This window comes from Pseudarthrobacter sp. NPDC092424, from assembly GCF_044754925.1.
Taxonomy (GTDB): Bacteria; Actinomycetota; Actinomycetes; order Actinomycetales; family Micrococcaceae; genus Arthrobacter.
The window spans coordinates 20,077-33,198 of the sequence record NZ_JBIVQC010000009.1 but is presented as its reverse complement, the minus strand read 5'-3'; the positions used below and the strand labels follow the sequence as shown (position 1 = coordinate 33,198).

12 protein-coding genes are annotated in these 13,122 nt (G+C 67.2%); 4 read left to right on the top strand and 8 right to left on the bottom strand.

All coding sequences use genetic code 11. The features are described 5' to 3' along the window. Positions 1-184 precede the first annotated feature (184 nt). Complete coding sequence (locus tag ACIQCN_RS12840; protein WP_400611263.1) at positions 185-1,600, top strand: PhoH family protein; 1,416 nt, start codon at positions 185-187, stop codon at positions 1,598-1,600. Here the strand turns inward: ACIQCN_RS12840 and ACIQCN_RS12835 are convergent. Continuing rightward, on the bottom strand, positions 1,597-2,259 hold the full coding sequence (locus tag ACIQCN_RS12835) for a GNAT family N-acetyltransferase (RefSeq protein WP_400611262.1): 663 nt from the start codon (positions 2,257-2,259) through the stop codon (positions 1,597-1,599). The two genes, ACIQCN_RS12840 and ACIQCN_RS12835, sit on opposite strands and share 4 nt — an antisense overlap. Before the next feature lie 120 nt (positions 2,260-2,379). Here ACIQCN_RS12835 and ACIQCN_RS12830 point away from each other — a divergent pair, with 120 nt between their 5' ends. After that, on the top strand, positions 2,380-2,913 hold the full coding sequence (locus tag ACIQCN_RS12830; protein ID WP_400605849.1) for a prepilin peptidase: 534 nt from the start codon (positions 2,380-2,382) through the stop codon (positions 2,911-2,913). 104 nt (positions 2,914-3,017) lie between these two features. On the opposite strand, the gene ACIQCN_RS12825 is transcribed toward ACIQCN_RS12830, so the two are convergent. From ACIQCN_RS12825 to ACIQCN_RS12815, 3 genes are all read right to left on the bottom strand, one after another. After that, complete coding sequence (locus ACIQCN_RS12825; RefSeq protein ID WP_400611261.1) at positions 3,018-4,445, bottom strand: class II fumarate hydratase; 1,428 nt, start codon at positions 4,443-4,445, stop codon at positions 3,018-3,020. Between the two features lie 85 nt (positions 4,446-4,530). After that, complete coding sequence (locus ACIQCN_RS12820; RefSeq protein WP_400611260.1) at positions 4,531-5,145, bottom strand: carbonic anhydrase; 615 nt, start codon at positions 5,143-5,145, stop codon at positions 4,531-4,533. A 10-nt stretch (positions 5,146-5,155) separates the two neighbouring features. Then, positions 5,156-5,803 carry a DUF4245 domain-containing protein gene (locus ACIQCN_RS12815; RefSeq protein ID WP_400611309.1) on the bottom strand — a complete coding sequence of 216 codons (648 nt, stop codon included), beginning with the start codon at positions 5,801-5,803 and terminating at the stop codon, positions 5,156-5,158. 267 nt (positions 5,804-6,070) lie between these two features. Between ACIQCN_RS12815 and glpX the strand changes: the two genes are divergently transcribed. Further along, complete coding sequence (gene glpX, locus ACIQCN_RS12810) at positions 6,071-7,093, top strand: class II fructose-bisphosphatase (protein WP_400605856.1); 1,023 nt, start codon at positions 6,071-6,073, stop codon at positions 7,091-7,093. Between the two features lie 97 nt (positions 7,094-7,190). Continuing rightward, positions 7,191-8,228 carry a lipid II:glycine glycyltransferase FemX gene (locus tag ACIQCN_RS12805; RefSeq protein WP_400605859.1) on the top strand — a complete coding sequence of 346 codons (1,038 nt, stop codon included), beginning with the start codon at positions 7,191-7,193 and terminating at the stop codon, positions 8,226-8,228. Between the two features lie 34 nt (positions 8,229-8,262). Here the strand turns inward: ACIQCN_RS12805 and manA are convergent, their stop codons facing one another. The 4 genes from manA to ACIQCN_RS12785 are packed head-to-tail and all read right to left on the bottom strand — an operon-like array spanning position 8,263 to position 12,924. Next, positions 8,263-9,510 carry a mannose-6-phosphate isomerase, class I gene (manA, locus tag ACIQCN_RS12800; protein WP_400611259.1) on the bottom strand — a complete coding sequence of 416 codons (1,248 nt, stop codon included), beginning with the start codon at positions 9,508-9,510 and terminating at the stop codon, positions 8,263-8,265. A gap of 33 nt (positions 9,511-9,543) precedes the next feature. Then, the gene (locus ACIQCN_RS12795) at positions 9,544-11,193 is read right to left on the bottom strand and encodes an LCP family protein (RefSeq protein WP_400611258.1); all 1,650 of its coding nucleotides are present in this window, start codon (positions 11,191-11,193) and stop codon (positions 9,544-9,546) included. 10 nt (positions 11,194-11,203) lie between these two features. Continuing rightward, the gene (purE, locus tag ACIQCN_RS12790; RefSeq protein WP_400605865.1) at positions 11,204-11,779 is read right to left on the bottom strand and encodes a 5-(carboxyamino)imidazole ribonucleotide mutase; all 576 of its coding nucleotides are present in this window, start codon (positions 11,777-11,779) and stop codon (positions 11,204-11,206) included. After that, positions 11,776-12,924: a 5-(carboxyamino)imidazole ribonucleotide synthase gene (locus ACIQCN_RS12785; protein WP_400611308.1), complete on the bottom strand. Its 1,149-nt coding sequence runs from the start codon at positions 12,922-12,924 to the stop codon at positions 11,776-11,778. Before ACIQCN_RS12785 ends, purE begins: the two co-directional genes overlap by 4 nt. Positions 12,925-13,122: the final 198 nt, after the last annotated feature.

The following is a 13,122-nucleotide window of genomic DNA, read 5'->3' as shown; positions in this document are numbered from 1 at the left end:
ATGCGGAAATTCCGGAGGATGGATTTACGTTATACCCATCAGCAGGCAAAACCGCCGGCTGATCGGGGAGGCCAGTACATGGAGCGAATCATCGCACCGGTTGTATGGGAGGCCGGATCCGGCCTCGTGGCCGAGCCGCCTCACCAATAACAATTCCGGGCTGGGGCCCGGGGCTGGAGTCGATGTGGCTACTTCTGAAACGCTGTCCACGGTCCTTTCCGACCAGGCAGGAAAAGCTACCTCTCGCGCCACGCGAGCCATTTCTGAATCCGGCGCAGCACCAGACGCTGCGGCCGGTTTTGCCGTTTCCGGAGGGGACTCCGTCATCCATACGTTCGTGATCGATACCTCCGTTCTGCTGTCCGACCCCCACGCCCTGCTGCGCTTCGCGGAACACGAAGTCATCGTCCCCGTGGTGGTCATCACTGAGCTCGAAGCCAAACGGCACGACCCCGAACTCGGATTCTTCGCCCGCAAGGCCCTTCGGCTCCTCGATGACCTGCGCGTCAAGCACGGCGGCCTCAACCAGCCCATTCCCATCGGGGACGGCGGTTCCCTCATGGTGGAGCTGAACCACATTTCCGCGGAGGTGCTTCCGCTGGGGTTCCGCAGCGGGGACAACGACAGCCGCATCCTTGCCGTCGCCAAGAACCTTGCCAATGAAGGCAGGAACGTCACGGTGGTCTCCAAGGACCTGCCCATGCGGGTGAAGGCTTCCGCCATGGGCCTGGCCGCGGACGAATACCGCAACGAGCTGGTCAAGGACTCCGGCTGGACCGGCGTGGCCGAAGTCGAAGCCACGGAAGAGGAAATCTCCACCCTGTACGGCCACGAACCCGTCTTCATCCCGGCCGCAGCCGAAATGCCCGTGAATACCGGGCTGGTCCTCCTCTCCAACCGGGGCTCGGCCCTGGGCCGGGTGGGCGCGGACAAGCAGGTCCGCCTGGTCAAGGGCGACCGCGACGTCTTCGGCCTCCACGGGCGCTCCGCGGAACAGCGGCTGGCCATCGACATGCTGATGGACCCCAGCGTGGGTATCGTGTCCATCGGCGGGCGTGCCGGCACGGGAAAGTCGGCCCTGGCACTCTGCGCCGGCCTGGAAGCGGTCCTGGAGCGCCGTGAGCACCGCAAGGTCATCGTGTTCCGGCCCCTCTACGCCGTGGGCGGGCAGGAACTGGGCTACCTGCCCGGTTCCGAATCCGAAAAGATGAACCCTTGGGCGCAGGCGGTCTTCGACACCCTGGGCGCGCTGGTCAGCCAGGAAGTGGTGGAGGAGGTCATGGACCGGGGCATGCTGGAGGTCATGCCGCTCACCCACATCCGCGGCCGCTCACTCCACGACGCGTTCGTCATCGTTGATGAGGCCCAGTCACTGGAGAAGAACGTCCTCCTCACGGTCATGAGCCGCATGGGCCAGAACTCCAAGATCGTCCTCACCCACGACGTCGCCCAGCGCGACAACCTCCGGGTGGGCCGCCATGACGGAATCGCCGCCGTCGTCGAAACCCTGAAAGGCCACCCGCTCTTCGGCCACGTGACACTCACCCGGTCCGAACGCTCGCCCATCGCCGCCCTGGTGACAGAACTTCTGGAAGGCTAACTGCCGGAAGGCGGGGCGGCCTTCAGCAGGCTGGCCGCTGCATCGTGTCCCCGGACCTGCAGCGGCCAGTCCGGCCGCCGGAACGTCTCCGGCGTGACCCGGACGTGCTGGAGGTTCTCGACAACGCCGCCCCACTCCTTGCGCGATGTGCCGTTGAGCTCATAGCCGAGGGCACGCGAGACGCCCAGGGAGGGGCCATTCCACGCGGCCGCCTCCGATTCGGCCACTTCCGCGCCCAGCCAGTCGAAGGCGTAAAGCACGACGGCGGCGCGCATCTCCCTGCCCAGGCCGCGGCCCTGCGCGGACTGCTTGAGCCAGGAGCCGGTCGTGACGGAGCGGAGGGACGCGAAATCCCGGGCTCCGATGTCCTGGCAGCCTATGAAGCCCCCCTCGTGCCAGACGCCCAGGACCAGCGTCCAGTGTTCCGGCGTGGCCTCCGCCCGGCAGCGCCAGTACCAGCGGGCCATGTTGGGTCCCAGCTGGTCGGCCGGCAGTGCCGTCCAGGGCGTACTGAACGGGTTCAGGCCGGGTTCGTGGATGCCGCTGGCCGCGGCAGCGACGGCGTCGGGGATGTCCTGGTCCAGGACCGGGCGCAGCTCCAGCCGGGGCGTGGTCAGCTTCAGGTCGAAGAGGGGCCAGATGGTGGATAGGGCGGTCATCCGCGAAGCCTAGCCGATGCACCGCCGCCGGGCTTGTCATATCCGGGCGGCTGCCCAACATATCCACAGCTACAGCGCGGACGCTGGGGCCGAGGTGCGGATTCCAGTAGCATCCGAGGGGTGATCGGAGAACTCGGCAGCCTGTGGCGGGACGCCCCTGTGGCGTTTTGGCTGGTGCTTGCTGCCTGCGCCTATTTCGCCGTGATGGCCGTCCGGCTCACCGTCGTCGACATCCGGGAACACCTGCTCCCCGACAGGATCGTGTTCCCGTCCTATGCCGTGGCCGGGGTGCTGCTGCTGGCGGCTGCACTGCTGGCCGGACCGGCAGGCGCGCAGCCTGGAGGGTTGCTGTCGTCACCGGCTCCGAGGGTGGTGGCCGGCGCCGCAGCTTTGTGGCTGTTCTACTTCGTGCTGCGGCTGGTCTACCCGCCCGGTATGGGTTTTGGCGATGTCAAGCTTGCCGGCGTGCTGGGCATGTACCTGGGCTACCTGGGCTGGTCGCATCTGTTCGCCGGAACTTTCCTGGCGTTCCTGCTGGGCGGGCTGTGGTCGCTCGCCCTCCTGGCCAGCCGGCGCGGCAGCCTCAAGTCCGACATTCCCTTCGGGCCGTTCATGCTGGCCGGCGCCGCGGCGGCAATGCTTCTCCCCGCCTGACCCCTCGCCTTCCCAAAAACTCCAGCGACGACGACGGCCGCCCGCCTTCGTCCGAAGGTTGGCGGCCGCCGTCGTACTTTATTTGTTCCCCGGAGAGGGAGAGGCTAGGCCTTGTGGGCCGGGGAGGTCATGGTGGTGACGTCCAGGGCCCTGTCGAGGTCGGCCTCGGAGACCTTGCCTTCACCTTCGCCGACGAAGCCAAGCTTCTCGGTCGCCTGGCGAACGGTGAGGCCTTCGGCCACGGCGGTCTTGGCGATCTTGGCCGCGTTTTCGTAACCGATGAACTTGTTCAGCGGCGTGACGATGGACGGTGAGGCCTCGGCGAGGAAGCGGGCGCGTTCCACGTTTGCGGTGATGCCGTCGATCATCTTGTCTGCCATGACGCGGCTGGTGTTGGCCAGCAGGCGGACGGACTCGAGCAGGTTGGCGGCCATGACGGGGATGCCGACGTTGAGCTCGAAAGCGCCGTTGGTGCCCGACCAGGCGATGGCGGTGTCATTGCCGATGACCTGGGCGCAGACCATGATGGACGCCTCGCAGATTACCGGGTTGACCTTGCCGGGCATGATCGAGGAACCGGGCTGGAGGTCCGGGATGGCGATTTCGCCGAGGCCGGTGTTGGGGCCGGATCCCATCCAGCGGAGGTCGTTGTTGATCTTCATGAAGGAGATCGCGATGTTGCGCAGCTGGCTGGAGGCCTCGATCAGGCCGTCGCGGTTGGCCTGGGCCTCGAAGTGGTCGCGGGCCTCGGTCAGCGGCAGGCCGGTGTCCGTGGCGAGGAGCTCAATGACGCGCTCGGGGAAGCCCGCCGGGGTATTGATTCCCGTGCCGACGGCGGTGCCGCCCAGCGGGACCTCCGCAACGCGGGGGAGAGAGGCGTTGATGCGCTCGATACCGTAGCGGACCTGTGCCGCGTAGCCGCCGAACTCCTGGCCCAGTGTCACGGGGGTGGCGTCCATAAGGTGGGTCCGGCCGGACTTGACCACGTCCTTGAATTCAACGGCCTTGCGCTCCAGCGACTCGGCCAGGTAGCCCAGGGCGGGGATAAGGTCGTTGATCAGCGCAGAAGTGGCGGCAACGTGGACGGAAGTCGGGAATACGTCGTTGGAGGACTGCGAGGCGTTGACGTGGTCGTTCGGGTGGACCACCTTGTCGCTGCCGGCGGCCTTCAGCGAACGGGTGGCCAGCTCGGCCAGGACCTCGTTCGTGTTCATGTTCGAGGAGGTGCCCGAACCGGTCTGGAAAACATCGATGGGGAAATCGCCGTCGTACTTGCCCCCGGCAACCTCGTCGGCTGCCTCTGCAATCGCCTTGGCCAGCTCGCCATCGAGCACGCCCAGTTCAGCGTTGGCCAGGGCGGCAGCCTTCTTGACCCGGGCCAGCGCCTCGATGTGGGCGCGTTCCAGGGTCTTGCCGGAAATCGGGAAGTTCTCCACTGCCCGCTGCGTCTGCGCGCGGTACAGTGCGTTCACGGGGACGCGCACTTCGCCCATCGTGTCATGTTCAATGCGGAACTCTTCAGTGGAAGTCATGGGCCTAGCTTAGGACGCACCGGGGCCGCATCGAAAACCGTTAAGAGGGTGCCGCAGGCGGCCCTGGAGCCGCCCGCAGCACCGGCTACAGCTCGCCGATTCCGGAAACGAGGTGCGCCTGGCCGTCAGCCAGGCTGTAGGAAAGGCCGATCACGGCGGTGCGGCCGGTTTCGATTGCGTCCGAAATCACACGCGAGCTGTCCACCAGCCGGTGCGAGGTCTGCTTGACGTGTTCCACCACCATGTCATTGACCTCGGTTTCGTCGTTGCGCAGCGAGGTCAGGACCGAGGGCGTGATCCGTTCCACCAGGTCGCGAATGAAGCCCGCCGGCATGTCTCCGGTCTCCACCGCGGACTTCGTGGCCATCACGGCACCGCAGCTGTCGTGTCCCAGGACCACGATCAGCGGCACGTTCAGGACACCGACGCTGTACTCCAGGGAGCCGAGGACGGCGTCGTCGATCACCTGGCCGGCGGTGCGCACCACGAAGACGTCACCCAGCCCGACGTCGAAGATGATTTCAGCGGCCAGCCTCGAATCCGAGCAGCCGAAGATCACGGCGAAGGGATTCTGCGTTTCCACGAGCGACGAGCGGCGGGACGCGTCCTGGTTGGGGTGCGAGGATTCGCCGCTGACAAAGCGTTCGTTGCCTTCGCGCAGGCGGCGCCAGGCCAGAGCAGGGGTGAGATAAGTTGTCACGGCCCCAACTTTACGGCGTCGGGCTGGCCGCGGGGGAAACTGTGACTGCCGCGTTGCTGTCCATGGATTTCACGACGGCGTCTGCCAGGACCGCGAATTCGTCCAGGCGGGCGGCACCCGAAAGGACGACGGTGGTTCCGCGGTAGTCCAGGACCATGGACTTCTCGCCTTTTCCGGTGTCCCGGAGTTCCCATTCCTGGCCGCCTGCGGCCCGGGTCCCGGTGACCGGGGCGTTGCGGGTCTGCTGCAGGAGCCAGGTGGGGTTCGCCTTGCTGGTCTGCACCAGCCCGATGAAGGATTCCTTCGGGGTGAGGAAGCCAACCTCCCAGGTGGGCACCCCGTTGCCGGTGCCGGCTTCCCAGCGCGCGTAGTTCGGCCGGAAGCCTTCGCCCGCATCCGGTGCCGCGGGTGTGAATCCCGCCACGCCGGCGGCATTCCGGGCTGTTGCGGCCACGTCCACGTTAGGGCGGTAACCGTCCGACTTGGGCGCGGGATTCATCAGCACGATGGGCAGGAAGGCGGCGATGCTCAGCAACAGGGCAATGCCCATGCCGATCACGGAGGCGTTGGCGCGCTTGGCCGCGGCGGCAGCAATCACGGGCTTGGCTGGGGGTGCCGGGCGGGCGGCGTCGGGACCGGTGGGGGCCTTTTCCTGCATATCGTTCACCCTTCCATAGTCGCCCATGCCGCCGCCGAACTCACATTCGGGCGCCCTGTTCACAGCCGGAGGAGGCAGTGCAGTGGGGCCGGCCGCGGGCGGGGAGGGGGCCGCACCAGCCCGCACATTGCGCGGTTGCGTCATCCGCGGCCCGGCGGCGGTCGCCCCCGACTATGATCGATAGCAGAGGAATCACCGCGCTGCTGCACCGGCGGGCGGGTTCAATGATCGCCACTCGAAGAAGAGGTTCACGTGTCACCAGCGTCCATGACCCAGAAGTACTCCACGATCTCACCATCCCTTGCTGTGGGCAACGACGAGCCGGACCGCAACCTTGCCCTCGAACTCGTTCGGGTCACCGAGGCCGCAGCCATTGCCGGCGGACACTGGGTGGGCTTCGGTGACAAAAACACCGCCGACGGCGCAGCCGTGGACGCCATGCGATCCTTCCTGCAGACGGTCCACTTCAACGGCGTCGTGGTCATCGGCGAAGGCGAAAAAGACGAAGCCCCCATGCTGTTCAACGGTGAACGCGTGGGCGACGGCACCGGCCCCGAGGTGGACGTGGCCGTTGACCCGATCGACGGCACCCGCCTGACCGCCCTGGGCATCAATAACGCTCTTGCCGTCCTGGCGGTGGCAGAGCGCGGCTCCATGTTCGACCCCTCCGCAGTGTTCTACATGGAGAAGCTGGTCACCGGCCCGGAAGCGGCGGACATGGTGGACCTCCGCCTGCCCGTAAAGCAGAACCTGCACCTGATTGCCAAAGCCAAGGGCGTCAAGGTCAACCAGCTGAACGTCATGATCCTGGACCGTGACCGCCACCGCCCGCTGGTGGAGGAAATCCGCGAGGCAGGCGCGCGCACAAAATTCATCATGGACGGCGACGTGGCCGGCGCCATTGCCGCCGCCCGTTCCGGCACCGGCGTGGACGCCCTGATGGGCATCGGCGGCACCCCGGAGGGCATCGTTGCGGCCTGTGCCATCAAGTCGCTGGGCGGCGTCATCCAGGGCCGTCTCTGGCCCACCAGCGACGAAGAGAAGCAGAAGGCCATCGACGCCGGCCACGACCTTGACCGGGTGCTCTCCACCAACGACCTGGTCTCCAGCGACAACTGCTACTTCGCGGCCACCGGCATTACGGACGGCGACCTCCTCAAGGGTGTCCGCTACTCCAAGGACAAGGTCCTGACCCAATCCATCGTGATGCGTTCCAAGTCCGGCACCATCCGCTTCGTAGACGGCGAGCACCAGGCCAGCAAGTGGGAGGGCTACGCCCGCAAGAACTGACCGCTCGCCAGATTCCATGGCACGGCAACCGGTCCCCGGCAGCGCAGCGGCGCTGCCGGGGACCGGCGCGTTAAAGCGTTGGTATAGGGTTTATGCCATGAATCCTGCTGTTGTGCCTTGTACTGACCGCGCCCTCTGGGATGGCCACGTCGACCAGTTCGAAGGGCACCCGCAGCAGCTGTGGGGCTGGGGCGAAACCAAGGCCATGCATGGCTGGTCCGTGGACCGCGTCCAGGTCACCGAAGGCGGAGCCACCATCGGCGCCGCCCAGCTGCTCATCCGCCAGCTGCCCGTTCCGTTCCGCGCGCTGGCATACATCCCCCGGGGACCCATGTGCGCGCCCGAGCACGCAGCGACAGTCCTGGACCGGCTGGCCGAGCACGCCGCCGTGCGGCACCGCGCCGTGGCCCTGAGCATCGAGCCTGACTGGGACAGGGACTCGGACTTTGCGGCAGCCGTGTCTTCGGCCGGCTTCCGCGGGACGGCCAACACCGTACTGATTCCCCGCACCCTCATCCTGGACCTGACCCGCACGGACGATGAGCTGATGGCGGAGATGTCGAAGTCCACCCGGGCCAACATCCGCAAGGCCATGCGCAGCGACGTGGAGTTCCGCAGGATCCGGGACGATGCCGAGCTGGAGCAGGTCCTCGCCGTCTACCACGAGACCGCAGACCGTGCCGGTTTCGGCATCCATGAGGACCAGTACTACCGGGACATCTTCCGGAACATGGGTGACGGATCACCCATCATTGGAGCGTTCGACGGCGGCAACCTCCTTGCGTTTGTCTGGCTCGCCAGGAGCGGGGCAACAGCGTTCGAACTGTATGGTGGCGTCTCGGCCGAGGGGCAGAAGCAGCGCGTGAACTACGGAGTCAAGTGGGCTGCACTGCAGGCCATGCGGGAAGACGGCTGCAAGCGCTACGACTTCAACGGGCTCCTCAACGACGGCATCAGCGACTTCAAGAAGCAGTTCGCCAAGCACGAAAACATGCTGATGGGCACCTGGGACAAGCCACTGTCCCCGTTCTACCCGGCGTACTCCACTGCCATGCCCCTGGCGCGCAAGGGACTGCAGGCAGCCCGGAAGCTGCTCAAGACCGTGGCCGCCCGGATCCGTCCCGCCTCCCGGTAGTCACACAGCCTGGCAGGCCGTCACAGCCCGGCGGTCACAACCCCGTAGTGACAGCGAAGGCCAGCGCGGGCCCGGTGCTGCCGGCGGCGAGGTGGACATTGACGGGCGCCTCGGCGGCCGGCAGGAAGGCGCTGCCGCCACGGGCGAGTTCCAGGTCGCCCTTGGGGGAGTCCAGGTACACGGCACCGGAAACCACGATCACCACGGCTGCCCCGGACTGGGCCAACGGCACAGGGCCGTCCTCGGGGCCGAGCTCTATCCGCTGGAGCTGGAACTCCTCGAACGGCGGCCGGAACAGTTCCTGGTCCAGGACGGTCCGTTCGGCCGCGAGCATCGGGACGGCGACGGGCTGGAAGTCGATGGTCCGCAGCAGTTCCGGCACGTCCACGAACTTCGGCGTCAGGCCGCCGCGCAGGACGTTGTCCGAGGACGCCATGACCTCCACGCCCAGCCCGTGCAGGTAGGCGTGGACGTTCCCTGCGGGCAAGTAGACGGCCTCGCCCGGACCCAGTGAAATCCGGTTGAGCAGCAGGGAGATCATGACGCCCGGGTCGCCGGGGTACTTTTCGTTCAGGCTGACCACGGTGGCCAGTTCGGCCTGGTAGGGAGCCAATGCTGCGCCGGATTTCAGCAGCGAGGCCACCTGGTCCGTAGCCGCCGCTACGTCTTCCCCGCCGGTGATCAGCCGCCTGAAGGCCCGCTGCAGCGCCTCGCTGTCACCGCCTCCGGACAGGTCCTCAAGCAGCCCGGCGAGTACGGCGGGAACCGGAGTCCGGGCGGTGCCGAAGCACTGGACCAGGTGGTCAAGGATGCGCCGTGTATCCGCCGCCGGCCGGAACCCGCACAGCGCCTCGAACGGGGTGAGGGCGAAGATCATTTCCGGCTTGTGGTTGTCATCGCGATAGTTGCGGTTGGCAGCGTCAGCGGGCAGGCCTGCGTCGTTCTCCCTGGCGAACCCCTCCCGTGCCTGTTCGAGGCTCGGGTGTACTTGGAGGGACAGCGGCTCCGCGGCGGCCAGGACCTTGGCCAGGAACGGCAGCCGCGGCCCGAAGCGTGCCACGGATGCGGCCCCGAGGAAGTGCTCTGGGTCCCTGCCGATCAGGGCGTCCAGGGGGGTGTCGGTGCCGTCCTCCGGAACGTGCGCCACGGACGGCGAGCCGGAGTGTGCACCGATCCACAGCTCAGCCTCCGGACGCCCCGACTCGGGCCGTCCCAGCAAGGCGGCGATCGCCGTCGTCGAACCCCATGCGTAGTCCCGGAGGACGTTTTCGAGCTGGTACAAATTCTGTTCCGTTCGCTAGGTTGGAAGGGCCGGCTACAGCGGCGCGCACTGGCCGTTGGTGGCTACGAGCTGGCGGATGGCTTCTTCATTGCCTTCGCTCTTGAGCTGCTCCAGCATCGCTTCGGTGATGGGCTCGCCGGCCGGCGTGGTGGTCACCGGGGTGAAGTCCGACGGCGGGGGAGACTGCTGGGCGGCAGCCCCGTCCGCCGGCGCCCACGCGGGGGCACGGAATGCGGCCGCCTGCAGCCGGCCGCCGGTGGCCGCGGGCTCCACGATGCCGTCCCCGGGGGCCGCGGCCGGTTCGGCTTTGCCAGACGCTGAGGCCAGCAGTTCATCCACGCGGCGATGGATCTCGTCGAAGTCGGGCACCGTGGAGAAGGACGCGTCGAAGTCCGGCGGCCCAATGGTCATGCGTTTGACGTCCTGCCCCTTCGCCTTGATGGCAAGGTTCACGAAACTGCCCAGCTGGGAGGAGGAAATGTTGGATTCCACCACCTTGGTTCCGGCGTTGGCGATGTCCTCGAACTTGGCCAGAAGCGTGGTGGGATCCAATTGGCGCAGCATGGCCTGCTGGACGCACTGCTGCCGCTGGATGCGCGCGTAGTCGTCCACATATTCGCGGGACCGCCCGTACCAAAGTGCCTGTTCCCCGGTCAGTGTCTGCTCGCCTGCCGGGATCCAGCCCAGCGGTTTGCCGTGGGTTTGGGTGTAATCGTCAAAGTAGCCGCTCATGGGGACCCAGCCACCGGCCTTGATCCGGATCCCGCCCATGGCGTCGATAAGGGAGGAGAACCCTTCCATGTCCACGAGGACGTACGCCTGCACGGTGAGGCCCAGTGTCCCGGACACTGCCTCAAGCGTGGCCTGGGCTCCCGGGTCCGTGACGCCGGGGTAGAGGTCGGCGTGTTCGTTGGTCACCTCTGTGTTGATGGCATTGATCAGGCATTCATCGCCGCAGTTGTAGCCCTCGGGGTAGATTTCCCGCATGGGCGATCCTTCGGCGAACTGGGCGTTCTGCAGGTTGCGGGGGACCGAGATGATGGCGGTCCGGCCGGTCTCGGCGTCAACGCTGAGCACTGAGAGGCTGTCCGGACGGCGTCCCGTGCGGTCCTCGCCGGCGTCGCCGCCCATCATCAGGAAGTTGTAGCGGCCGTCCACGGGATCGATGGCCGGGCCGGACGAGAAGATGCTGCCGATGGCGTTCCGGCTGACGTTGAGCAGGTAGGCGGCATATCCCAGCGATCCGCTTCCCAGCACCATGGCAAAGACGAGGGAAACCACGACGGCGGGGCGCATCGGCGGCCTGAGCAGTACCGGGCGGATGATCCGAAGCGTGTTGATGAACAGCGCGGTCCACCCCACGGCCAGGGCAGCAAGCAGCACGATGATCGCCAGCGACGCCGCCGGGTTGCTCAGGATGTTGATGAGCAGCGACCGGTTGACCAGCAGAAGGAGCAAGGCCAGCGCAACCACTGCCCAGGCGGTCAGCGTCACGCGCAGCGCAGCCCGGCCCAGCCGGCGGTCGCCGGCTACCAGCTGTGCACTGCCCGGCACCAGGAGCGTCATGAGGACAAGGACGAAGGCGCGCTTGGTACGGATCGGCTGGGAGGCGCTGACCGGGTACCGGACCGGATCGGTCATGCCGGTGTCGGACGCGGACTGGGGGACCTTGCTGCTGGACATGGGCGGGGTCCTAATGGCTGCCCCGGAGGCCGTTGCCTTCGGCGAAGACCTCGCTGACTTTTTGGCGGAGGCTGGCGCCCTTACGGCTGGCCACGGCGTTGAGGTCCGCGGCGAACTCCTGCAGATCCGAGCGCAGTGACGCGGCGAGCTCATCCGTGCCCGCGGCCAGCATCCGCACGGCCAGGAGGCCCGCGTTGCGTGCGCCGCCAATCGACACGGTGGCCACCGGCACGCCGGCGGGCATCTGCACGATGGACAGCAGGGAGTCCATGCCGTCCAGGGTCTTGAGCGGAACAGGAACGCCGATCACGGGCAGCGGGGTGACGCTGGCCAGCATGCCCGGCAGGTGGGCGGCGCCGCCGGCCCCCGCGATAATGACGCGCAGGCCGCGCTCGTGCGCGGTCTGGCCGTATCGGATCATCTCGGTGGGCATCCGGTGCGCGGAGACCACGTCCGCTTCGAAGGGAATGCCGAACTCAGCCAGTGCTTCTGCGGCGGCTTCCATGACGGGCCAGTCGGAGTCGGACCCCATGACGAGTCCTGCCAGCGGGGCGGCTGCGGAGTTCCCTGCGGCCTGGGCGTTCATGCGTTCTCCTCGAAAGTGGCTGCCGGTTCTTCTGCGGGCATCTTGCCGTCCCGGATGATGCCCGCCACGATGGTGGCGCGGCGGCGGACCGAGTCGACCTCCGCCGTCGACGGTCCGGCCAGGTTTACGTGGCCGATCTTCCGGCCCGGGCGCACGGACTTGCCGTAGCAGTGCACCTTGGCCGCGGGCTCGGCGGCCAGGGCGGCCGGGTAGGCGGCAAACAGGTCCTGGTTGTCGCCGCCCAGGAAATTCTTCATGACGACGACCGGCGCCAGGACGTCCGTAGCGCCCAGCGGAAGATTCAGGACCGCGCGGAGGTGCTGCTCGAACTGGCTGGTGACCGAGCCGTCCTGCGTCCAGTGGCCGGTGTTGTGCGGGCGCATGGCGAGCTCGTTGACCAGGAAACCCGCGCCCGTGCCAGGGGTTTCAAAGAGCTCCACGGCCAGCACGCCGGTGACGCCCAGTTCCGCCGCGATGCGCAGGGCGGCGTCCTCGGCGGCCGCGGCAACCTCCACCGGGATGTCCAAGGCGGGGGCGATGACCTCGTCGCACACGCCGTCCACCTGGATGGTGTGGACCACGGGCCAGGCGCGGGCTTCGCCGTCCGGAGTGCGGGCCACGAGCGCGGACAGTTCGCGGGTGAACTCCACCTTGGCCTCGGCCAGCAGCGGGCTCATGGCCTCGAACCAGTCTGCGGTGTCCGCCGCTTCCTCTGCGGAGGAAATGATCCGGACGCCCTTGCCGTCGTAGCCGCCGCGGGGTGTCTTCAGTACAACCGGCCAGCCGATGCTCTCCCCGAAGGCCACCAGGGCGGCTACGTCGGCCACCGACGCCCACTCGGGGTTGGGAAGTTCGAGCCGGTCGATCGCTGCACGCATTACCAGCTTGTCCTGGGCGTGGACCAAGGCATCCGGGCCGGGCTGGACGTTGACGCCGGCTTCCTGGAGCGCCCGCAGGTGCGCGGTGGGAACGTGCTCGTGGTCGAACGTCATGACGTCCAGGCCCTGGGAGAATTCGAGGAGGGTCTGCAGGTCCTTGTAGTCGCCCACGGGCGAGGAAGACACTGCGGAGACCGCGGAAACATCGTCACCTTCGGCAAGGACACGCAGCTCGAAGCCGAGAGCGGTAGCTGCCGGGGCCATCATTCGGGCGAGCTGTCCGCCGCCAACCACACCTATCACTGGAAAAGTCACATGGGCCAGCCTACCCAAGAGTGCCGGATTCACGCCCTTTGGGGCGGCAATGCCCCGGAATTTCCTGTTGCGTGCTCCGGGGTTTGCAGCTCCGCCGGGCCGTCCCGCGCTTTGGGGGCTAAAATGGGCCTCTGGCCGAGTGGCCCTTTA

Bases quoted from the DNA above. Each gene is read 5' to 3' on its own strand.
- ACIQCN_RS12805 (WP_400605859.1), top strand. From the start codon at position 7,191: ATGAATCCTGCTGTTGTGCCTTGTACTGACCGCGCCCTCTGGGATGGC.
- ACIQCN_RS12835 (WP_400611262.1), bottom strand. From the start codon at position 2,259: ATGACCGCCCTATCCACCATCTGGCCCCTCTTCGACCTGAAGCTGACC.
- ACIQCN_RS12785 (WP_400611308.1), bottom strand. From the start codon at position 12,924: ATGATGGCCCCGGCAGCTACCGCTCTCGGCTTCGAGCTGCGTGTCCTT.
- glpX (WP_400605856.1), top strand. From the start codon at position 6,071: ATGACCCAGAAGTACTCCACGATCTCACCATCCCTTGCTGTGGGCAAC.
- purE (WP_400605865.1), bottom strand. From the start codon at position 11,779: ATGAACGCCCAGGCCGCAGGGAACTCCGCAGCCGCCCCGCTGGCAGGA.
- ACIQCN_RS12795 (WP_400611258.1), bottom strand. From the start codon at position 11,193: ATGTCCAGCAGCAAGGTCCCCCAGTCCGCGTCCGACACCGGCATGACC.
- ACIQCN_RS12825 (WP_400611261.1), bottom strand. From the start codon at position 4,445: ATGACTTCCACTGAAGAGTTCCGCATTGAACATGACACGATGGGCGAA.
- ACIQCN_RS12815 (WP_400611309.1), bottom strand. From the start codon at position 5,803: ATGCAGGAAAAGGCCCCCACCGGTCCCGACGCCGCCCGCCCGGCACCC.